Source organism: Rathayibacter sp. PhB179 (assembly GCF_004345345.1).
In the GTDB taxonomy this organism is placed as follows: domain Bacteria; phylum Actinomycetota; class Actinomycetes; order Actinomycetales; family Microbacteriaceae; genus Rathayibacter; species Rathayibacter festucae.
In genome coordinates this window covers 310883-330211 of the sequence record NZ_SLVD01000003.1, presented here as the reverse complement: position 1 = coordinate 330211, position 19329 = coordinate 310883, and the positions used below count along the sequence as shown (strand labels likewise).

The window sequence follows — 19329 nt, the reverse complement described above, 5'->3', positions numbered from 1 at the left end:
ACTCGACCGGCATGGGCTCGTGACGCCGCCTTGCCCGACCAGCATGTCCGCGGGTGTCTCAGTCCTTGGCGGCCGCCTTCTCGGAGTCCTTCGCGGCCTCGTCGTCCTGCGAGGGGCCCTTCTGGCCGCGGTTCTCGCTGGAGAGGCGCAGCCAGCGGCCGTCGCGCACGTCCTTCTCGTGGACCGCGGCCTTCTTGTCGCTCGCGGCGGTGTCGCGCGGGGGCAGCTGGATGGTCTCCTCCGCCTCGATGCCGGCCTGGAGCTCGCGGCCGCGCTCGAGCTCGGCGTCGAACTCGGCGCCGAAGAGCAGGGCGATGTTGGTGATCCAGATCCAGAGCAGGAAGACGATCACGCCACCGAGCGAGCCGTAGGTCTTGTTGTAGTTGGAGAAGTTGGCGACGTAGAAGGCGAAGCCGACCGAGGCGAGCAGCCAGATGGCGAGCGCGAGGATCGAGCCGACGCTGATCCAGCGGAACTTCGGCTGGCGGATGTTCGGCGCCCAATAGTAGAGGATCGCGATGGTCAGCACCGCGATGATCACCAGCACCGGCCACTTGGCGATGTTCCAGACCGACAGCGCGGCGGGGCCGAGACCGACGACGTCGCCGACGGCGGTGGCGACCGGGCCGCTCAGCACCAGGATGAGCGCGGCGACGACGATGAGGATCACGGTGACGACGGTGACGCCGAGCATGGTCGGGCGCAGCTTCCAGAACGGGCGGCCCTCGTCGATCTCGTAGACGCGGTTCATCGCGCGGCCGAAGGCGCCGACGTAGCCGGAGGCGGACCAGAGCGCGCCGACGAGACCGGTGACGAAGGCGACGCCGGCGGCCGGCGAGTTGACCAGCGACTGGATCGGGTCGCGCAGCAGGTCGACGACCTCGGCGGAGGCCAGGTTGCCGACCAGGTCGAGCACGGTCTGCGTGGTCGCCTGCGCCTGGCCGAAGAGGCCGAGGACGGAGACGATGGCGAGCAGCGCCGGGAACAGCGCCAGCACGGCGTAGTAGGTGAGGGCGGCGGCGAGGTCGGTGCACTGGTCGGCGCCGAACTCGCGGCCGGTCTTCTTCAGGACGTAGAACCAGGAGCGCTTGGTGATGTCGGTGACGTCGTCGGGCTTGCGCGCGTCGTCGGGCTCGGGCGCGGTCTTCTCGCGGGTCGTGCTCTTCTCGGCCATGCCGCCACGCTATTGCCCCGCGCGGGAGAACGGTGGCCCCTTGACGCCGAGCCGCCCGATCCGGGAGGGGAGCGCTCTCAGACGGGCCCTCGATCCGGGGTCCGCGGCCGTGCTCCCGCGCCGGTGCCTCAGGCGGTGCGGCCCTGACGGCTCGCGGCGAGGATCCCGAAGGCGAGGAAGGAGCAGGTCGCGGTGAGCACGATCAACAGCGGGGCGTCCCAGCCGCCGCTGACGTCGTGCGCGAGGCCGACCACGGTCGGGGCGGTGGCGGCGACGGCGTAGCCGAGGCCCTGCACGGTGGCGGAGAGCCGCGAGGCGTGCCGGTCGGAGCGGGAGAGGCGCACGAGCAGGACGAAGACGACGGTGATCCCGCCGCCCTGCGCCGCGCCGCCGAGCAGGCACCAGAGCGCCCAGAGTTGCGGGGCGAGCAGCAGGCCGAGCGGGACGGTGCACCAGAGCACGCCGATCAGGACGATGCTGCCGAGCGGCCGGAGCCGGCGCACCACCAGCGGGACGCCGATCGCGCCGATGATCGCGGCGATCTGGAAGACGGAGGAGCTCGCTCCGGCCGCCTCGATCGAGAAGCCGTTGCGGTCGACCAGGAGCGAGGGCAGCCAGGCGGTGACGCCGTAGTAGGAGAAGGCCTGGCTGGCGAAGCAGACCGCGAGCGCGAGCACGGTGGCGCTGCGCCAGATCCGGGGCGCCGGCTCCTGCGGTCCGCGCGCGGCCGGCGGGCGCGGGGCGGGGCGGAGGGCCCGGGCGGGTCCGCGGGCGAGCAGCCAGCCGGCGACGGCCAGGACGTTGAGCACCAGCCAGGCGAGCAGGGCGCCGCGCCAGCCGAGGACGAGTGCGAGCGGCGCGGTGCCGAGCGAGGTGATGGTCGAGCCGATGTTGAGCGCTGCGGTGTAGACGCCGGTCGTGAGGTCCACGCGCTCGGGTGCGACGTCGCGGCGGATGACGACGGGGACCACGACGTTGCCGATGGTGATGAAGACGCCGATGAGGATGGTGCCGGCGACGACGGAGACCACGTCGCCGGCCGAGCGCAGGATCGTGCCGAGGGCGACGCCGAGCACGGTGACGGTCACCGCGGCGTCCGGCCCGACCCGGCGGATCACGAGCAGGGCCAGCGGCGTGGCCAGGGCGAAGCAGAGCACCGGGATGCTGGTGAGGACGCCCGCCTGGCCGGAGGAGAGCGCGAGGTCGTCGCGGATCGCGTCGATGACGGGAGCCACGGCCACGATCGGGCCCCGGAGGACCAGCGCGACCAGGGCGACGGCGACGACGAAGAGCCAGGGGGCGCTCCGCCGCGTCACGCCGGTCAGCTGGAGAGCCCGGCGGCGCGTGCCAGGAAGGACAGCACTCCGAAGACGATGCCGATGACACCGGTGATCAGGCCCGCGGTGGCGAAGCCGCGGCCGCCGAGCTGCGCGGAGGCGGCCCGGCCGCGGACGCCGAAGACGATCGCGAGGATCGACGGGACGAGGAGCGGGTTGATCAGGATGCTGGCGATGCCGAGGACGAGGCTCGCGATCGCGAGGGAGTTGCGGCGTGCGGGGGCGGCGCCGTAGCCGGCGGCCGGGCCGTAGCCGGGGGCCGGTCCGGAGCCCGGGGTGACCGGGTACTGCGGCGCGGCGCCGTAGCCGGGAGCGGCTCCGTACCCGGGCGCGGCTCCGTAGCCGGGCGTGGCGGGCTGCTCGGGCTCGGGCGTCCCGTAGGCGGGAGCGGGCGGCGCGGCGGGGCGCGAGCGATCCGTCCAGGCCGCTCCGTCCCAGTAGAGCTCGGCACCGAGGTCGGCGGGGTGCGGGTACCAGCCGGGCGCGGGAAGAGGGGCGGAGTCGTCGGGCATGCGCTGATTCTAAGACGGCGGCGCGGAGCAGTGCGGCCGGGCGGCGGGACCGGGAGCGCCGTCCCGCCGGGTCGCCGCGGGGTGCGGGACCGCGGCGCAGGGCAGGATGGACCCGTCGAGCGGGCTCGCCGCGCGGTCGCCGGAGGAGGAGCCATGGGCTGGAGCATCGTCGAGGTCGAGTGGGCGGACCCCCGGGCCGAGAGCCTGCGGGCGGCGCAGCGGGTCGAGCTGGACGAGCGCTACGGCTCGGACGACCACGAGCCGGGGACGCCGCCGTCCGCCGACGACGTGCCGGTGTTCCTCGTCGCCGTCGACGAGGGCGGCGCGGCCGTGGCCTGCGGCGGGCTGCGCCCGCTGCCGGACTCGGTGCTCGGGCCGGACGTCGTCGAGGTGAAGCGGATGTTCGTCGACCGGGCCGCTCGCGGCTCCGGAGTCGCCGGGGCCGTGCTCGCCGCGCTGGAGGACAGGGCTCGCGAGCGCGGGGCGGTCCGCCTGGTGCTGGAGACGGGCACGCTGCAGCCGGACGCGATCCGGTTCTACACCCGGCAGGGCTATGCGCCGATCCCGCTGTTCGGCTCCTACCTCGGCTCGGAGCACTCGGTCTGCTTCGGGCGCTCGCTGCGGCCGGCGCGCATCGAGGCGTCGGCGGACGTCGATCCGCGCGCCGAGATCGGCGACGGGACGCTGGTCTGGCACCTGGCCCAGGTGCGCGAGCGGGCCCGGGTGGGCCGGGACTGCGTGATCGGCCGGGGCGCCTACCTCGGCCCCGGCGTCGTGGTCGGCGACCGCTGCAAGATCCAGAACCACGCGCTCGTCTACGAGCCGGCCGTGCTCGGCGACGGGGTGTTCGTCGGCCCCGCCGTGGTGTTCACCAACGACCTGCGGCCCCGCGCCGTCACTCCCGACGGGGCGCTGAAGTCGGCGGACGACTGGCACGCCGTCGGGGTCGTGGTGGAGGAGGGCGCGGCGATCGGCGCCCGAGCCGTCTGCGTCGCTCCGGTGCGGATCGGCGCCTGGGCGATGGTCGCGGCCGGCGCCGTGGTGGCCGCCGACGTGCCGCCCTTCGCCCTCGTGGTCGGCGTGCCCGCCCGGAGGGTCGGCTGGGTCGGGCGGGCCGGTGCGCGACTCGAGGCGGCCGGTGACGGTCCGGACGGCGCTCTCTGGCGCTGCCCGGAGACCGGCGAGGAGTACGTCGAGCGCGACGGGGTGCTGAGCCGGGTCTGAGGCCCGGGCCTGCCCGGCACCGGGCCCGGCCCGCACGGCGTCCGGCGCCGCGGCCCGCTCAGCTGCGGTGCGAGGTGAGCCCGCTCCGCTCGGGGACGGGGTCGCGGTGCCGGACCAGGGCGGGCGGGGTGCTGTGCCCGGCGTGCGGGGCGGCGCGGAAGGCGGGCGGGGCGTCGTGCGCGGAGGTCGTCGCGCTCGGCGCGGCGATCGGGAGGCGCGGAGACGGTGCCGCCGCCGTCGAGGCGCCGGCCGGGGCGCCCCGTCGTCCCGCGCGCCGGCCGTCGACGGCGCGGGCGATCGAGATCGCGCCGAAGAGCAGCACCACGCCGCCGACGGCGACCATGATCACCGCACGGAGCCGGTCCGAGATCTGCTCGACGGCCTTGCCGGGCGTCTGCACCTCGAGCGCGGTGAAGAGGTAGCGGTCGTCCGCGCCGTTGATCGTCTGCATGCTGCGCAGCGTGTCGACGAGCCGGTCGCCGAGCGCCGTCGTCGTGGCGAGCGAGCCGTCGGCCGTCGGGGCGTCGGCGGTCACGCTCAGCAGCAGCCCCTGGCCGGCCCAGGCCGACCGCTCGACGGCGAACTGGGTGCTGAGACCCTGCGCGGCGAGCGCGTCCGCGGTGTCGTCGCTGTTCATCACGGTGACGAGCACCTGGGCGGCGAGCGAGTTGTCCGAGGAGCGCAGGTACGGGTTGTCGGAGTTCAGCGCGGCGAGGGCCGGGTCGGCCTCCAGCTCCGCCGTGGAGGGCAGCTTCGGATTGACCAGCGCGTAGGTCGCGGTCGAGGCGTAGGTGCGCGGTGAGAGCACGAGGACGTACGCCATCGCGGCGACGGTGAGCACGAGGACGACGCCGGCGAGGAGCCGGTGGCGCCAGAGGGTGCGGAGAACGGAGACGGGGTCCATCAGGACAGCCTTTCTGGGGCGGATTCGATCGCGCCGCGGGCGGGGACGGAGGCGTCCGTGCTCAGGGCGGAGGGGAGTCCGAGCTCGGCGCGGACCAGGAGCCAGCAGCTCCCGGACAGGCCGAGCACGAACGGGTACAGCAGGGCGAACACCGGGAAGCCCAGTGAGTCGAAGGTGGCGGAGGCGACCGCGGCGACCGTCGCGGAGGCGGCGACGCTCCCGGTCAGGGCGCGCAGGCGCGGGTCCCGGGCGAACTGGGCGGCGATCAGCCCGAAGAGGGCCGGGACGCCGAAGTAGGCGAGCACCGCGACGGCGCCGAGGAGGCCGAGCGTGATGGCGGCGCCGAGGTACTGGTTGTCGAGGATGAGCAGGGCGCTGTCCGGGAGGTAGGTGCCCGGGCCGGTGCCCAGCAGGGGCTGGTGCGCGACGAGGGCCGCCACGCGCGGGTAGTTGTCGAGGCGGTTGGTGATCGAGGAGTCGCTGGTGCCCGCGCCGATCGAGCCGGTGAGGGTGCCGAGCAGACCCGGCGTGGTCACGAAGAACGCCGCGACGGCGACGGGCGCGATCACGTAGCCCCACCGCCGGGCGTAGGCGGGCAGGAAGACCGCGCAGACCACCGCGCCCACCACCAGGGAGAGCACCCCCGACCGCGAGACCGTCAGCGCCAGGGCGACGACCAGCAGCACGCAGGAGGCGGCGCGGAGGAACCGCGGAGACGTCCGGTCGTACAGCAGCCGCCAGACGGCGAGCGGCAGGAGCATCGCCGAGACGACCGCGAGCTCGATCGGGTGGAAGGTGGTGCCCGCCACCCGGGTGAGCCCGTCCCGGTCCTGGAACGGCGTGCTGCCGCCGTTGTCGACGAAGCCGACCATGACGCTCCGGATCCACTCGACCGGGTCGACGTGGGTGGTGAACTGGATGATCGCCACGATCGCGCAGAGCGACGCCGCGTTCACGAGCGAGCCGAGCAGCACCCGCGCGTCCTCGAGGGTGCGCACGCTCTGGGTGGTGACCAGGGCGATCCCGGCGGAGGCGAGCAGCAGCAGCAGCCAGCGGTCGGCGCTGAGCTGCCCCTCGCCGGTGCGCGGGATGGTGTCGTTCACGGCGTAGCGGACGTAGGACGCGATGCTCACGAGCAGCAGCAGGGTGAGCGCGGCCCGCCCCGGGTGGCGCATCGGGATCGGGTCGTGCAGCCCCAGCAGGGCCGACGCCGCCCACGCGCCGGTGAGCAGCAGTGCGAGCACCATCGCGACCGAGCCGGACGCGCCCAGGGGAGCGAGCACCTGATCCGCGGGGAAGAGGAACAGCGCGTAGGCGACCAGGCGCAGCAGCGTCGGGGGCCCGGTCCGCTCGATCATCACGGCCACGGGTCAGGCCCCCGACTGCGCGGAGGAGGCCCGGCGGGTGGTCTCGTCGCGGGTCCAGCCCGCCGCCTGCCGCTCCGGCAGCCGGCTGGCGAGGGCGAAGCAGAGGTAGACGGCGGCGTCGGCGAGCTCGAGCGGACCCTGGGCGGCCCGCAGCACCTGAACGGCGGTGCGGGACGAGCGGCGCTCGCCGCCGGGGGTCGCCGCCGCCAGCTGCGCGCTGCCGCGCTGGGTGCGGCGCAGGACGCCGAGCAGGCTGGTCGCGCTCCGGGGCACCTGCACCACCGCGGGGGCGGTGGCGACGACGGCGCGCTCGGCGACGGAGAACCGGCCGTCGACGAACTCGTCGTCGGCGATCAGCGCGGGGAAGGTCCCGATCCGCTCGTGCCCCGGGCCGCTGACGGCGTAGCCGCCGGCCCCCCAGAGCGCGGTGTGCAGCGAGGCCGTGCGCGAGCGGGCGCGGTAGTAGGCGCGGACCAGCGGGTCGGCTCCGGTCGCGTCGTAGACCGCCGTCGGCCGGGCGGCGAGCAGCCCGCCGCGGGTGACCGCGTCGAAGACGTTCCAGACCGCGTCCGCCGTGACACCGACGTCCGCGTCGAGGTAGAGGCGCGGCCAGGTGGCGGCCACCGCGTCGCCCGCGTTGAGGGCCGCGGTCTTGGACGCCTCGGCGATCTCGACCACGGTGACGCCGGCGAAGCCGCGCGCGATCTCGGCGGTGGCGTCGGTGCAGGCGTTGCAGACGACGATCACCTCGAGGGCGCCGCTCGCAGCGGCGGCGGCCAGCGGCGCCAGGGTGCGGGCGATCACCGCCTCCTCGTCGTGCGCGGGGACGACGACCGAGCCGCTCGGGTGCGGTGCGGCGAGCGGGCGGGCGAGCGCGCCGGAGGGGAGCGAGGCGAGCCGGGCACCGACCGCGAGCGCGAGGGCCGCGTGCCGGTGCTCGCGGCCTCGGGCGCCGGGGAGGGCGCTGCGGGCCGACTCCGCCGCCAGCACGACGAGACGGAAGGTGCTCGAGTACAGCGCGCCGTGGAACTTCTGCACGTAGCGCACCCGGTTCACGGCGAGCAGCGCGGCGAGGGCGGTGGAGGAGCCGGAGCCGCCGCCGTCGTGCACGACCCGCGCGGCGGGCTCGAACCAGGCCTCGGCGCCGAGGTCGCGGGCGCGGCGGAAGTAGTCCGTCTCCTCGGAGTAGAGGAAGAACCGCTCGTCCCAGTCGCCGAGGCGGGCGGCGACCAGCGCGTCGATCAGCATCGCGGCGCCGGTCGCCCAGTCGATCCGGTGGGCGTGCCGGTAGCTCTCCGGGTCGCTGTCGGTCTCGCTGGAGAACGCGGGGCGGTCGAGGACCTTGTCGCCGAGCAGTGCGTCGCCGAGGGCGCGCAGCCGGGTCGGCTCGCGGCGGAGCGAGCGCGACGGGGCGCCCGCGGCGTCGAGCAGGAGCGGCACGACGATGCCCGCGGAGGAGGAGTCCATCCGCGCCAGCAGCGTCGAGACGGCGCCGGGCAGCACGACCAGATCGGGGTTCAGCACGAGCAGCGCACCCGCGTCGCCCGCGTGCCGCCGGGCGATGTTGATCGCGGCGGCGTAGCCGACGTTGGCCCCCGCGTCGACGGCGACGACGTCGGAGTGCGCTGCCGCGAGGGCGAGCGAGCCGTCGTCGGAGGCGTTGTCGACGACGACCACGCGGATCCGGACGCCGGTCGCGGCCTCCGCGCGCAGGCTCGTCAGCAGGCGCTCCATCGTCGCGGCCGAGCGGTAGCTGACGACGAGGGCGGCGACGTCGGCGCGCTCGCCGGCTCCGACGAAGCGGGCGCTCCCGCCGGGCAGGACCACGGGCAGCACGGGGGACGGCGCGGCGGGCTGCGCGGCCCTGCCGAGCACGGGGCCGCGCTGCGGGGTGGTCGAGCTGTGCCGGCGCAGGCTCGCGTAGGCGAGCGGCCCCTCGACGAGATAGCGGCGCGCGAGGCGGCGCGGCTCGAGGGCGAGGCGCCAGAGCCACTCCACGCCGCGGTCGGCGACCCACTGCGGCGCGCGGCGGACGGAGCCGCCGAGGAAGTCGACGGCCGCGCCGAAGGCCAGCAGCACGTGCGCGCCGGTCCGCGGGCCGTGCTCGTCGATCCAGAGCTCCTGGCGGGGCTTGCCGAGTCCGACGATGAGCAGGTCGACCCGCGCGCCGCGGATCGACTCGACCAGCGCGGCGTTGGCGGCGGGGTCGGCGAGCTCGGCCCGGGAGGGCGACCAGAGTCCGGCCATCACCAGGTCGGGCCGCTCCTCGGACAGGCGGGCGCGCAGCCGCGACTGCGCCACCTCGGAGCCGCCGAGCACGCCGACGCGCACGCCGTCGGTCGCGGCGCGGTCCAGCAGCGGCCCGATCAGGTCGCTGCCGGCCAGGCGCGGCCAGGAGACGCCGGTGAGGCGCTCGGCCTGCTTGGCGATCGGGCTGCCGTCGATGAGCGAGAGCCACTCGACCGGGCGGGCCGGGACGTCCAGCGGCGCGTCGGTCCACTCGGTCTCGCCCTCGGCCACGGGGACCAGGACGAGGGTCGGCGCCTCGGCGACCGGCAGGGCGCGGCGCTCGAGCACGTGCTGCCAGCGTCCGCCGTGGCCGAAGTGGTTGACGTGGTCGACGTTCACGGAGAGGACGCCCAGCGGCGCGTCGTGCAGGGCGGCGGCGCGGTCCGCGATGGTGCGGACCGCCTCCTCGTGCCGGGCGAGATCGACGGGGCTGCCGCCGAGGACGACCCGGCGGTGGGTTTCGAGGGTCATGGGTCAGCTCTCCGATCGAGCGGGGGCGAGTGAGGGGACGAGTGCGGGGGCGGGGGCCGCGGCCGCGGTGCGTGCCGGGCCGGCGAGGGTCGTCCGGGCGAGCTCGTCGAGGACGACGCGCTCGACGACCTCCTGGGCGACGCCCCAGCCGTGCCGGACGCCGGTGGCGACCTCGCGGCCGGGACGGGCGGCGTCGACCGCGCGGCCGAGCGCCTCCGCGATGCCCGCCGGAGTCGGGCGGGCCCAGCTCGCGCCGGGGTGCGGCAGGTCCGCGCGGGCGTCGACGGCGTCGTTCACCACGGCGACGGCGCCGCAGGCGAGCAGCTCCTCCGCCACCAGCGAGATGTTGGTGAAGGAGAGCGCGATGCCGGCCGAGCAGCGGTTGTAGAGCGCGGCGAGCTCGCTCGGCGCGAGGGTGCCGTGCTCGATCACCGGCACGTCCCACGCTCCGGGCGCCGTGCCGTAGACGTGGATCGGCACCTCGGGGTGCTCGGCGTGGAAGAGCGCGAGCGCCCGCCGGCCGAGCAGGTAGCCGCGCCGGTCGGCGGCGGGCTTGGCGTAGAACACCACGCCGGAGCGCTCGCCGTCGAGGTTGTCCAGCGTGTAGGTCGCGGTGTCGCAGCCGAACGGCGCGAGGTCGCTCGCGACGCCGAGCGCGTCGAGGTGCGAGCGCACCATCTCGCCGAGGGCGATGGTGCGGAAGCCGAACCGGTAGCTGTCCTCCGCCAGGGCCGCGAGGGTCCCGCGCGGGTGGAAGAACGGCTCGTAGTCCTGCACGAAGTACAGCCGGGCCATCGGCGCCGTTCCGCGGGTGGCGAGCACGTGCGCGGTCTCCCAGGAGGTCGCCACGGCCGCGTCGACGCCGGTGACGCCGTCGTCGGCGCTGCGGATGTCCACGTCGAGCCACGGCCAGCCGGCCCGGATGATCGCGGCGCGGGTCTCGAAGTCGGCCCCGTGCCGGTCGTAGAGGAAGAGCGTGCAGCGGTGGCCGCGCTCGACCAGGGCCTGCACCATCCGGAACAGGGTGGTGTGGCCGCCGGAGCCGCGGTCGGGCGGGGTGCAGATCCAGCCGATCGATGCGGGGCCCTCGGCGCGGACAGGGGCGCCGGGCAGGTGGAGGAGACCGGAGTCGGCGATGTCGCCGGGGAGCAGCGGCATGTCGAGCTCGCGGACGCCGACGCGGTCGCCGAGCGAGCGGACGGCGCGCTGCAGCAGATCGCGGCCGCCGGTGCTGCGCAGGCGCCGGACGAGCTCGCGGGGGACGCGGGAGGCGCGCATCAGAAGCTCCCCTCGCGGTGCCAGCGGCGCCAGGACCGGTCGGTGCGCAGGCGCCGCAGCACCCGCTCCAGCAGGAAGCGCGGGGAGAAGCGGTCGCTCGGCGCGCTCAGCAGCCGCGACTGCAGGCGCTCCCACTCGGGCAGCCGGGCCGCGTCGCCGTAGACCTGGTGCGCGAAGCCGAGGTGCTCCTCGAGGTCCGCCGCGGTGGCGCCGCCGCTGTCGAAGCGCTGCGCGCCCTTGACGAGGGCGTCGCGGGCGAGGGCCCGCCGGGCGAGGTGCTCGAGCTCGTCGCGCCGGTCGAGCGGTCCGCCGGGATCGGCGAAGAAGGTCTCGAAGGCGAGCAGGCGCTCGCGCAGGTCGTGCAGCGGCGTCACGGTGTCCGAGCGGCTGCCCGCGTGCTCGCGGTGCCAGGCCTGGTCGACGCCCTGGATGTAGGCGACGTCGGACGCGGCCGAGAGGCGCAGCCAGAGCTCCATGTCGTAGGTGTGCGGCAGCGGCCGGGGCCAGCCGACCCGGTCGAGGACGGACCGGCGCACGAGCACCTCGGGCGAGGTGATCACGTTGAGCCCGGTGCGGCAGCGCTCGTGCAGCCAGTCGCCGCCGGACCAGAGCAGCCACGACGTCGGAGTCGTCCGCGCGGTCGGCAGCACCGACCCGTCCGGGAAGTGCACGGGGTGGCCGTAGACCAGCCCGACCGACGGGTGCGCGCGGGCGACGGCGACCGCGCGGGCCAGGGCGCCCGGGGCGATCACGTCGTCGGCGTCGAGGTACCAGGAGAACTCGCCGGTCGCCACGGCCAGCGCGGCGAGCACGCTGCCGACGGGGCCGAGGTTCCGCGGGTTCGCCAGCACCAGGACGCGGTCGTCGCCGGCCGCGATCGAGCGGGCCACCGCGAGCGAGTCGTCGGTGGAGCGGTCGTCGACGATCACCAGCTGCACGCGGACGCCCGTCTGGCCGAGGGCGCTCGCCGCGGCGGCGGGGAGGAACTGCGCGTAGTCGTGCAGCGGGATGAGGACCGAGACGGTGGCGTCGGAGGTGTCGACGTCCTCGACCGGCACCGTGCGACCGCGCCGGGTCCCCGCGGCGACGGCGGTCGTCACGACAGCACCCCCGCCGGGCTCGGGGCGGCGGAGGTCGTGCTCCGCAGCGCGGCGATCAGCGACTCCGCCACGTACTCCTGCTGCGCCGCGGTGATGCCGGGGAACAGCGGCAGCGTCAGCAGCTGCCCGGCGAACGCCTCGGCGCGCGGCAGCGAGCGCGGGCGGCCGGAGGCGGGGAGGAACGGGGCCAGCAGGTGCACCGGGGTCGGGTAGTGCACGCCGGTCGCGACGCCCGCTTCCGCGAGCGCGGCGCGCAGGCGCTCCCGCTCCGGGGTGCGCACGACGTAGAGGTGGTGCACGTGCTCGTTGCCCGGCGCGGTGCGGGGGAGGACCAGCCCGTCGACGCCGTCGAGGAGCTCGGCGTAGCGCGCGGCGGCGTCGCGGCGCTGCTGGTTCCACTCGTCCAGGTGCGCGAGCTTCGCGCTCAGCACGACCGCCTGCAGCGAGTCGAGCCGCGAGTTCGTGCCGACGACGTCGTGCCGGTAGGCGCTGAGGCCGCCGTGGTTGCCGAGGCGGCGGACGGCCGCGGCGAGCTCGTCGTCGTCGGTCATCACTCCGCCCGCGTCGCCGTAGGCGCCGAGGTTCTTGCCCGGGTAGAAGCTGGTGCCGGCGATGGCGCCGAGCGAGCCCGCGCGGGCGCCGAAGCGCCGCGCGCCCTGGGCCTGAGCGGCGTCCTCGACGATCGGCACGCCGTCGCCGAGGGCGGCGGAGAGCCGCTCCACCGGGGCGCACTGCCCGTAGAGGTGCACGGCCATCACCGCGCGGGTGCGGGGAGTGACGGCCTCCGCGGCCGAGTCGACGTCGATCAGGTAGTCGTCGTCGCAGTCGACGAACACCGGGCGGGCGCCGGCGCGCACGACGGCCTCGGCGGTCGCCACGAACGTGTTCGCGGGGACGAGCACCTCGTCGCCGGGCGCGAGGTCGAGCGCCAGGAGGGCGAGCTCGAGCGCGTCCGTCCCATTGCCGACGCCGATGGTGTGCCGCACGTCGCAGTACGCGGCGAACTCCTCCTCGAAACGGGACACGTCCGGACCGCGGACGAACGACGAGTCCGCGAGCACGCGGTCGAAGCCCTCCCGGATCACGTCGGCGACGACGAGGTGCTGGAGGTGCAGATCGGCGAGCGGGACGATCGGCTCGGTGGTCATGACGGGTTCCTTCGGTCGGAGGTGAGCTCGCGGACCCGGCGCAGCAGCCAGGTCCGCAGGAGGAGGAGGTAGAGGACGCCGCCTATCGCGCCGCCCCCGAGGAGGGCGAGCCAGTCGGCGTCGAGGCCGACGGCGGCGAGGCCGATCGGGACGAGCAGCGCGGCACCGGCCGCGGCCGCCGCTGCGAGCGCCGGCGGCAGCAGGGAGCGGCCGACGGCGCGCAGGTCGACGTCGATCGAGCGCAGCAGCCAGGCGAAGACGGGACCGACCACGAGCGCGGCCACCCCGATCTGCGCCCAGGCCGCGCCGACGAAGCCGCCGCCCAGCACCGCCGGGACGAGCGCGAGCGTGAGCGCCGCGAACCAGACGCCCTGCACGATCGCGACGCGACCGGAGCCGCCCTTCGCGAGTGCCGCCGAGCTGAAGAGATCGGCGACCACCCGCAGCGCGCCGACGACGCCGAGCAGTCCCAGCGCCGCCGCGGCGGGAGCCCAGCGCTCGCCGTAGACGACGTGCACGAGCGGGGCGGCCAGGGCGGCGAGAAGCGCGCCGAGCGGAGCGGCGAGCGCCCAGGTCAGCCCGGTCGCCGCGGCGACGGGCAGGGGGCGGCCGTCCTCGTGCGCGCGGGAGAACGCGGGCAGAGCGACGGAGCGGACCACCTGGCCCACCGCGGTCATCGGCCAGGTCGAGATGTTGAACGCGAGGACGTAGTAGCCCAGCGCCACCGGATCGATCAGCCCGGCGATCACGACCTTGTCGGTGCCGAGCACGCCCCAGGAGATCAGGTTGGCGATCGCCACCGGCAGGCCGAAGCGCAGCGCGGAGGGGGCGATCGAGCGGTCCCAGCCCAGGCGCGGCCGCTCGCGGGCGGCGACGAAGAGCAGCACCATCGTGCAGGTCTGCGCCACGACGCGGGCGACGGCGAGCGCCAGCACCCCGGTGCCGGCGGCGAGCAGCGCGAGGGTGATCGCGGTGGAGACGACGAAGTCGACGGCGGCGATCAGGAAGAGCGGCCGCTGGGCGAAGCGGCGCTGCAGCGCGGCGTAGGGGACCACTCCGGCCCCGGCCAGCGGCAGGGTGATCGCGAGGACCGCCAGCACGCCGGCCGTCTCGGGCGAGCCCGTCGCCGCGGCGATCATCGGCGCCGAGGCCGCCATCGCCGCGCCGAGAGTCCCGCCGAGGACCAGGCCGAGCACGGCCACGGTCGGCGCGCGCCGCTCGGGCTCGCTCGAGCGGATCAGATCGGTGCTGAGTCCGAAGTCGGACAGCGCCATCAGCACCGACTGCACGGTGAGCGCGAGCGCGTAGACGCCGAACGCCTCGGGCGCGAGCAGCCGGGCCAGCACGACGCCCAGGGCGAGGCTGCCGAGCCGGAGCGCGATCGTGCTGAGCGCGCTCCAGCCCAGGGCCGACGCGATGCGGCTCCGGCCCGCGGAGACCGGAGGGGACTCGACGGCGGTCACGAGAGCGGCCTCCGCGCGCGCTCGCCGGCGCGGACGAAGCGCCGCCACTCGGCCGTGTCGACGACCGCCGGCCAGCACTCGGCGGCGATCGAGGCGAAGCGGGCGCCCTCGGCCTGATCCTCGGGGCGTGCCGAGGCGCGGCTGCGCAGCGCCCGGCCCATCGCCTCGTGGGCGAGGGCGCGGCCGGCGTTCGCGCGGCGGTCCCCGCCCTGCGCCCGGCGGCCGGAGGAGTCGTGCCCGGCGCTGGTGAAGAAGTGCTCGATGGTGCCGCGGCGCTCGCGCAGCTCCGCCAGCGGGTCGCTGCTCGGCTGCGGGTGGCAGCGGGTCTGGACGACGCCACTGATCCGGCCGATCCCGCCGAGCGCCGCGAGCCGCAGCCCGTAGTCGAGGTCGGCGGTGCGGGGGAGGTCCTCGGCGTAGCCGCCGAGCGCGTCGGCGAGGGAGCGGCGGACCAGCACGGCGTGGTCGACCAGGAGGTCGGAGCCGTGCCGGCTCGTGCGCTCGATCCAGTCGGCCCCGCTCCACAGCGTCCACTCCACGCGCCCGGTGCCCGCGGTCGCGGGCCGGACCGAGATCTCGGCGTCGCCGTGCACGGCGCCCACCCACGGGTGCGCGGCCAGCAGGGCCGCCGCCCGCTCGAGCGCCCCGGCGGTGAACGCGTCGGTGCTCGGCAGCACCAGCACGGACTCGCCGCGGACGAGCGCGAGCCCGGCGTTGCGGGCGGCGATCGCGCCGAGGCCGGCGGGCACCTCGAGCACGCGCACGCGCTCGTCGTCGACGACCGGATCCGCGTCCGTCACGACGACGACGTCCAGCCGGACGCCGCGCTGCGCGAGGACGCTCGCCAGCGCGGCGAGGGGAGATGCGCCGTCGACGGCCGCGATCACGACCGAGACGAGCGGCGCCGGGCCGGAGAGGGGGAGCACCGGCGACCGGTGCCCGCGGACGGCGCTCATGCGGACGCTCCTTCGAGGGTGCTGTCCGCGCGCCGGACGGCGTCGGGCTCGATCCGCGGAGCCGCGGGCACGCCGAGCCAGGTCTCGCCGGCCGGCTGATCGCGCAGCAGCACCGCGCCCATGCCGAGCGTCGCCCGGCGGCCGATCCGCGAGCGCTCGCGGACGGAGGCGCCCATGCCCAGGTACGCCTCCTCGCCCACCCGCACCCCGCCGCCGAGGGTGACCCCGGCGCAGAGGGTGGCGAACGAGCCGATGCGGTCGCCGTGGGTGAGGGTCACGTTCGGCATGGCCACGACGTGCCGGCCGATCGCCACGTCGGCGGTCAGCACGACGCCGGCGAGCAGGATGCTCCCCGCGCCGATCCGGCAGTCGTCGGGCACGTGGATGGCCGGGTGCACGATCCGGGCGTAGCGGTGGTCGTGCACGCCGAGCGCGCGGAGGCGGTCGACGATGCGCGCCCGGCCGCTGCCGTGGCCGACGCAGACGGCGATCTCGGCGCGGGGGTGCTCGGCGATCGCGTCGAGGCCGCCGATCACGGGGACTCCCGAGATCTCGGTGCCCCAGCGCGCGGCGCCGTCGTCGACCACGCCGATGACGCGGTGGCTGCCGCTCACGGAGAGGAGGGCGAGGGTCTCCCGCGCCAGTCCGCTCGCGCCGACCAGGATCAGCTCACGCACGGAGGACCGCCGTCTCGTGCTCGCGGGCCAGGCGCGACGGGGCCAGAACGGCCTCGATCACCCGGTCCTGGTCCTGCTCGGTGAGGGCGTGGAAGAGCGGCAGGATCAGCGTCCGGTCGGTCAGTCGCTCGGTGACGGGCAGTCGGTCCGCGTTCGGGTGGGCGCGGTACGGCGGCTGGCGGTGGGCCGCCATGATGCCGCGGCGGGCGGAGACGTCGCGGGAGGCGAGCTCGGCCATCAGGCCGTCGCGCTCGAGCGGGTAGTCGTCGCCGACCTCGATCCAGAACGACTGGAAGTTGCTCGTGCCGTGCTCCGGGTCGGTCACCGTGCGCAGGCCCGGGACGTCGGCGAAGGCCGCCGCGTACCGGGCCGCGAGCGCCCGGCGGCGCTCGATCAGCGCCGGCAGCCGGCCGAGCTGCACGAGGCCGAGGGCGGCCTGCAGATCGGTCATCCGGAAGTTGAAGCCGACCTCGTCGTAGTGCTCCGGCGCCGCGAGCACGCTGCCGTGCCGGTCCGCCGCGGAGACGGACATCGAGTGCTCGCGGAGGCGGCGGGCGCGGGCCGCGAGGTCCGCGTCGTCCGTCGTGAGCATCCCGCCCTCACCCGTGGTGAGGAGCTTGCGCGGGTGGAACGACCAGGCCGTCAGCGCCGCGCCGGCGCCGACGGAGCGGCCGCGGTACCGAGAGCCCGCGCCGCAGGCGGCGTCCTCGAGCACGAGGATCCCGAGCGGGTCGCAGAGCGCGCGGATCGGCTCGAGGTCGACGGGCACGCCGCCCTGGTCGACCGCGATCACCGCGCGGGTGGCCGGGGTCAGCGCCGCGGCGATCGTCTCCGCGGTGACGTTGCCCGTGACCGGGTCGACGTCGGCGAAGACGGGCCGGCCGCCGGCGTGCACGACCGCGTTGGCGGTCGCGATGAAGGAGAAGGAGGGGACCACGACGTCGTCCCCGGCGCTCACGCCGCCGACCACGAGCCCGAGGTGGAGGGCCGTGGTGCAGCTGGACAGCGCGACCGCGTGGCCGACGCCCATCGCCTCGGCGAAGGCCGCCTCGAAGCGCGCGACCCGGGGGCCCTGCGCGATCCAGCCGGAGGCGATCACCTCGGCGAGCGCGTCGCTCTCCTCGGTTCCCAGCCAGGGGCGCATCACGTCGATGCGCCCGGTGCTCGCCGCGCCGGTGCTCGCCGCGCTCATCGGGTCGCTCCGCTCAGGACGGGGGCGTCCAGCCGCTCGGCGCGCCACCACTCGACCAGGGAGCGCAGACCGCTCTCCAGGTCGTACGCGGTGACGAAGCCGAGCTCGTCGCGCGCCGCCCGGGTGTCGGCCAGGCGGCGGGTGACGCCGTTGACCGAGCGCGCCGGTGCGAAGACGACGTCGAGGTCGGACTCCATGACGTGCAGCAGCGTGCGGGCGAGCTCCAGCAGGCTGGTCTCGACCCCCGTGCCGATGTTGAAGGCGCCGTCACGGCCCGCCGTCGCCGCGACCACGTTGGCCCGCGCGACGTCGTCCACGTGCACGAAGTCCATCGTCTGCGCGCCGTCGCCCATGATCAGCGGCGGGACGCCCGCCTCGATCCGCTCCATCCAGCGCACGAGCACCTCGGTGTAGAGGCCGTGCACGTCCATCCGCGGTCCGTAGACGTTGAAGTAGCGCAGCGCCGTCGAGCGCAGGCCGTTCATCGCGCCGAAGCTGGTGAGCATGCCCTCCGAGAAGGCCTTCGCCGCGCCGTAGATCGTGTCGTTGGCGTAGGGGTTGTTGCTCTCGGGAGTGGGGAACTGCGTCGCGAGTCCGTAGACGGAGGCGCTGGACGCGGCCACCACCCGGCCCACGCCGTGCGCCGCCGCCGCCTCGAAGACGGTGAAGGAGCCCTGGGCGAGGACGTCGAAGGCCAGGCGCGGGTCCTCCGCGCACTGGGTGATCCGGATCGCCGCCTGGTGGAAGACGACGTCCTTGCCACGGACGACCGAGTCGACCGTCGCGCGGTCGCGGATGTCGCCCTCGATCAGCCGGACCCGGCCGTCCGCGAGCGCGTGCTCGAGGTTCTGCCGACGCCCGCGGACGAGGTTGTCGAGGACGTCGACCCGGCTGACGCCGGTGTCGAGGAGGCGGTCGACGATCGTCGAGCCGATGGTGCCGGCACCGCCGGTCACCAGGACCTCGGCGCCCTCGAGCGAGACGGGGGAGGGGGTCAGCTCAGCCACGACGCCTCCTCCAGGCGGACCGCCGGAGCGGTGGTGCGGCTGACCTGGCCGGCGTCGAGCAGCCGGTCGCTGACCTGCTCCAGGACGCTGAGGACGCGCAGGGCGGCGCGGCCGTCGGTGCGGGGCGCGCGGCGCTCCGAGATCGAGGTCGCGAACTCCGTGACCATGTCGGCGAGCGGCTCGCGCTCGGGCAGGGCGGGCGACCAGGTGTCGCCGAGACGGTAGGAGATCGCCGCGTCGTGGCGGGAGGTCCCGCCGCGGAGCGAGGTGCCGAGGTCGACGCCGCGGTCGAAGACGCTGAGGCGCTGCTGCGGGTTCACGTCGTCCCAGACCAGCGTGCGCCGCGAGCCGCCGATCACCATCCGGCGGATCTTGGTCGGGCTGAGCCAGTTCACGTGCACGTTGGCGATCGCGCCCTGGCCGAGCGGGACGGTCAGGTAGCCGACGCAGGCGCGGCCGGAGCCGAGCGGGTCGGAGCCCTGGGCGGCCACGTTCCCGGGGCGCAGGCCTCCGGGGATGATGAAGTCGAGGATCGACAGGTCGTGCGGGGCGAGGTCCCAGAACACGTCGACGTCGGGCTGGATCAGACCGAGGTTGATCCGCACCGCGTCGACGAAGAGCACGTCGCCGAGCGAGCCGGCGGCGATCAGCTCCTTCATCTTCAGCACGGCGGGCGTGTAGCAGTAGGTGTGGTCGGCCATCAGCACGACGCCCGCGCGCTCGGCGGCGTTCACCATGTCGATCCCGAGCACGCTCGAGTCGGCGAGCGGCTTCTCCACCAGCACGTGCAGCCCCGCGGCGATCGCCGCCATGGCGATCGCGTGGTGGGTGCGCGCCGGCGTGGCGATGGCGATGGCGTCGAGTCCCGGCAGGTCGAGGACGTCCGAGAGCGAGCGCAGCACCGGCACGGAGCCGTTGGCGCGGGAGACGGCCTCCGCGCGGACCGGGTCGAGGTCGCAGATCGCGACCAGGTCCCAGTCGGCGCTGGCGGAGAAGTTCCGGGCGAGGTTCGGGCCCCAGTAGCCGGCGCCGACGAGCGCGACGCGGAGCCTCCGGGAGGGGATGGTGGTGGTCATGGCGGGTTCCTTCGGGTGAGGAGGGCGGCATGCGGGCACGCCGAGGGGACCGGGCGCTCCGACCAGGGAGAAGGAGCGCGCGGACGGGTGGGGACGGCGCGTCAGGGCGCGCCGAGGGAGGGGACGGCGGGGAGAGCGCCGGAGGGGAGAGGAG

Annotated in this window: 16 protein-coding genes and 1 pseudogene; 2 read left to right on the top strand and 15 right to left on the bottom strand. The window is 75.5% G+C overall.

From position 1 onward, the window contains the following. Positions 1-58 precede the first annotated feature (58 nt). The 3 genes from EDF43_RS08740 to EDF43_RS08730 all read right to left on the bottom strand — a co-directional run bounded on the left by EDF43_RS08740 (position 59) and on the right by EDF43_RS08730 (position 3023). The gene (locus tag EDF43_RS08740) at positions 59-1174 is read right to left on the bottom strand and encodes a YihY/virulence factor BrkB family protein (RefSeq protein ID WP_123735867.1); all 1116 of its coding nucleotides are present in this window, start codon (positions 1172-1174) and stop codon (positions 59-61) included. A gap of 128 nt (positions 1175-1302) precedes the next feature. Continuing rightward, positions 1303-2490 (bottom strand): MFS transporter, encoded by a 1188-nt coding sequence (locus EDF43_RS08735; protein WP_347812539.1) that lies wholly within the window; start codon positions 2488-2490, stop codon positions 1303-1305. 5 nt (positions 2491-2495) lie between these two features. Continuing rightward, on the bottom strand, positions 2496-3023 hold the full coding sequence (locus EDF43_RS08730) for a DUF4190 domain-containing protein (protein ID WP_132436317.1): 528 nt from the start codon (positions 3021-3023) through the stop codon (positions 2496-2498). Positions 3024-3176: 153 nt separating this feature from the next. Here EDF43_RS08730 and EDF43_RS22115 point away from each other — a divergent pair. Both EDF43_RS22115 and EDF43_RS21765 read left to right on the top strand, forming a co-directional pair. Then, a pseudogene (locus EDF43_RS22115) lies at positions 3177-3569 on the top strand (GNAT family N-acetyltransferase); the annotation flags it as partial. A gap of 72 nt (positions 3570-3641) precedes the next feature. Next, positions 3642-4247 carry an acyltransferase gene (locus EDF43_RS21765; protein ID WP_165909064.1) on the top strand — a complete coding sequence of 202 codons (606 nt, stop codon included), beginning with the start codon at positions 3642-3644 and terminating at the stop codon, positions 4245-4247. Positions 4248-4305: 58 nt separating this feature from the next. Here the strand turns inward: EDF43_RS21765 and EDF43_RS08720 are convergent, their stop codons facing one another. Genes EDF43_RS08720 through EDF43_RS08665 form a run of 12 tightly spaced genes read right to left on the bottom strand, consistent with a single transcriptional unit; the run spans position 4306 to position 19175 of the window. Beyond that, positions 4306-5151 carry a chain-length determining protein gene (locus EDF43_RS08720; RefSeq protein WP_132436313.1) on the bottom strand — a complete coding sequence of 282 codons (846 nt, stop codon included), beginning with the start codon at positions 5149-5151 and terminating at the stop codon, positions 4306-4308. After that, positions 5151-6509, bottom strand: coding sequence for an O-antigen ligase family protein (locus EDF43_RS08715; protein ID WP_132436311.1), 1359 nt, complete (start codon positions 6507-6509; stop codon positions 5151-5153). Before EDF43_RS08715 ends, EDF43_RS08720 begins: the two co-directional genes overlap by 1 nt. A 12-nt stretch (positions 6510-6521) precedes the next feature. Further along, positions 6522-9278: a WecB/TagA/CpsF family glycosyltransferase gene (locus EDF43_RS08710; RefSeq protein ID WP_132436309.1), complete on the bottom strand. Its 2757-nt coding sequence runs from the start codon at positions 9276-9278 to the stop codon at positions 6522-6524. 3 nt (positions 9279-9281) lie between these two features. Continuing rightward, on the bottom strand, positions 9282-10556 hold the full coding sequence (locus EDF43_RS08705) for a glycosyltransferase family 1 protein (protein ID WP_207901648.1): 1275 nt from the start codon (positions 10554-10556) through the stop codon (positions 9282-9284). Continuing rightward, positions 10556-11656 carry a glycosyltransferase family A protein gene (locus tag EDF43_RS08700; RefSeq protein ID WP_132436307.1) on the bottom strand — a complete coding sequence of 367 codons (1101 nt, stop codon included), beginning with the start codon at positions 11654-11656 and terminating at the stop codon, positions 10556-10558. Before EDF43_RS08700 ends, EDF43_RS08705 begins: the two co-directional genes overlap by 1 nt. Next, complete coding sequence (locus EDF43_RS08695) at positions 11653-12804, bottom strand: DegT/DnrJ/EryC1/StrS family aminotransferase (protein ID WP_132436305.1); 1152 nt, start codon at positions 12802-12804, stop codon at positions 11653-11655. Before EDF43_RS08695 ends, EDF43_RS08700 begins: the two co-directional genes overlap by 4 nt. Beyond that, positions 12801-14267 carry an oligosaccharide flippase family protein gene (locus EDF43_RS08690; protein ID WP_165909058.1) on the bottom strand — a complete coding sequence of 489 codons (1467 nt, stop codon included), beginning with the start codon at positions 14265-14267 and terminating at the stop codon, positions 12801-12803. The genes EDF43_RS08695 and EDF43_RS08690 overlap by 4 nt, the downstream gene beginning before the upstream one ends. Beyond that, positions 14264-15223 (bottom strand): glycosyltransferase, encoded by a 960-nt coding sequence (locus tag EDF43_RS08685; protein WP_132436301.1) that lies wholly within the window; start codon positions 15221-15223, stop codon positions 14264-14266. Before EDF43_RS08685 ends, EDF43_RS08690 begins: the two co-directional genes overlap by 4 nt. Beyond that, positions 15220-15900 carry a NeuD/PglB/VioB family sugar acetyltransferase gene (locus EDF43_RS08680; protein ID WP_123446179.1) on the bottom strand — a complete coding sequence of 227 codons (681 nt, stop codon included), beginning with the start codon at positions 15898-15900 and terminating at the stop codon, positions 15220-15222. Before EDF43_RS08680 ends, EDF43_RS08685 begins: the two co-directional genes overlap by 4 nt. Next, positions 15893-17092, bottom strand: a complete 1200-nt coding sequence (locus EDF43_RS08675) for a DegT/DnrJ/EryC1/StrS family aminotransferase (RefSeq protein WP_132436299.1) — start codon at positions 17090-17092, stop codon at positions 15893-15895. Before EDF43_RS08675 ends, EDF43_RS08680 begins: the two co-directional genes overlap by 8 nt. After that, positions 17089-18099, bottom strand: a complete 1011-nt coding sequence (locus EDF43_RS08670; RefSeq protein WP_243625855.1) for an NAD-dependent epimerase/dehydratase family protein — start codon at positions 18097-18099, stop codon at positions 17089-17091. Before EDF43_RS08670 ends, EDF43_RS08675 begins: the two co-directional genes overlap by 4 nt. After that, complete coding sequence (locus EDF43_RS08665; RefSeq protein ID WP_123733029.1) at positions 18087-19175, bottom strand: Gfo/Idh/MocA family oxidoreductase; 1089 nt, start codon at positions 19173-19175, stop codon at positions 18087-18089. The genes EDF43_RS08670 and EDF43_RS08665 overlap by 13 nt, the downstream gene beginning before the upstream one ends. Between the last annotated feature and the right edge of the window lie 154 nt (positions 19176-19329).

Coding starts and splice junctions, on each gene's coding strand:
- EDF43_RS08740 (WP_123735867.1), bottom strand. CDS start 1,174: ATGGCCGAGAAGAGCACGACCCGCGAGAAGACCGCGCCCGAGCCCGAC.
- EDF43_RS08730 (WP_132436317.1), bottom strand. CDS start 3,023: ATGCCCGACGACTCCGCCCCTCTTCCCGCGCCCGGCTGGTACCCGCAC.
- EDF43_RS08720 (WP_132436313.1), bottom strand. CDS start 5,151: ATGGACCCCGTCTCCGTTCTCCGCACCCTCTGGCGCCACCGGCTCCTC.
- EDF43_RS08715 (WP_132436311.1), bottom strand. CDS start 6,509: ATGATCGAGCGGACCGGGCCCCCGACGCTGCTGCGCCTGGTCGCCTAC.
- EDF43_RS08710 (WP_132436309.1), bottom strand. CDS start 9,278: ATGACCCTCGAAACCCACCGCCGGGTCGTCCTCGGCGGCAGCCCCGTC.
- EDF43_RS08705 (WP_207901648.1), bottom strand. CDS start 10,556: ATGCGCGCCTCCCGCGTCCCCCGCGAGCTCGTCCGGCGCCTGCGCAGC.
- EDF43_RS08695 (WP_132436305.1), bottom strand. CDS start 12,804: ATGACCACCGAGCCGATCGTCCCGCTCGCCGATCTGCACCTCCAGCAC.
- EDF43_RS08685 (WP_132436301.1), bottom strand. CDS start 15,223: ATGAGCGCCGTCCGCGGGCACCGGTCGCCGGTGCTCCCCCTCTCCGGC.
- EDF43_RS08675 (WP_132436299.1), bottom strand. CDS start 17,092: ATGAGCGCGGCGAGCACCGGCGCGGCGAGCACCGGGCGCATCGACGTG.
- EDF43_RS08665 (WP_123733029.1), bottom strand. CDS start 19,175: ATGACCACCACCATCCCCTCCCGGAGGCTCCGCGTCGCGCTCGTCGGC.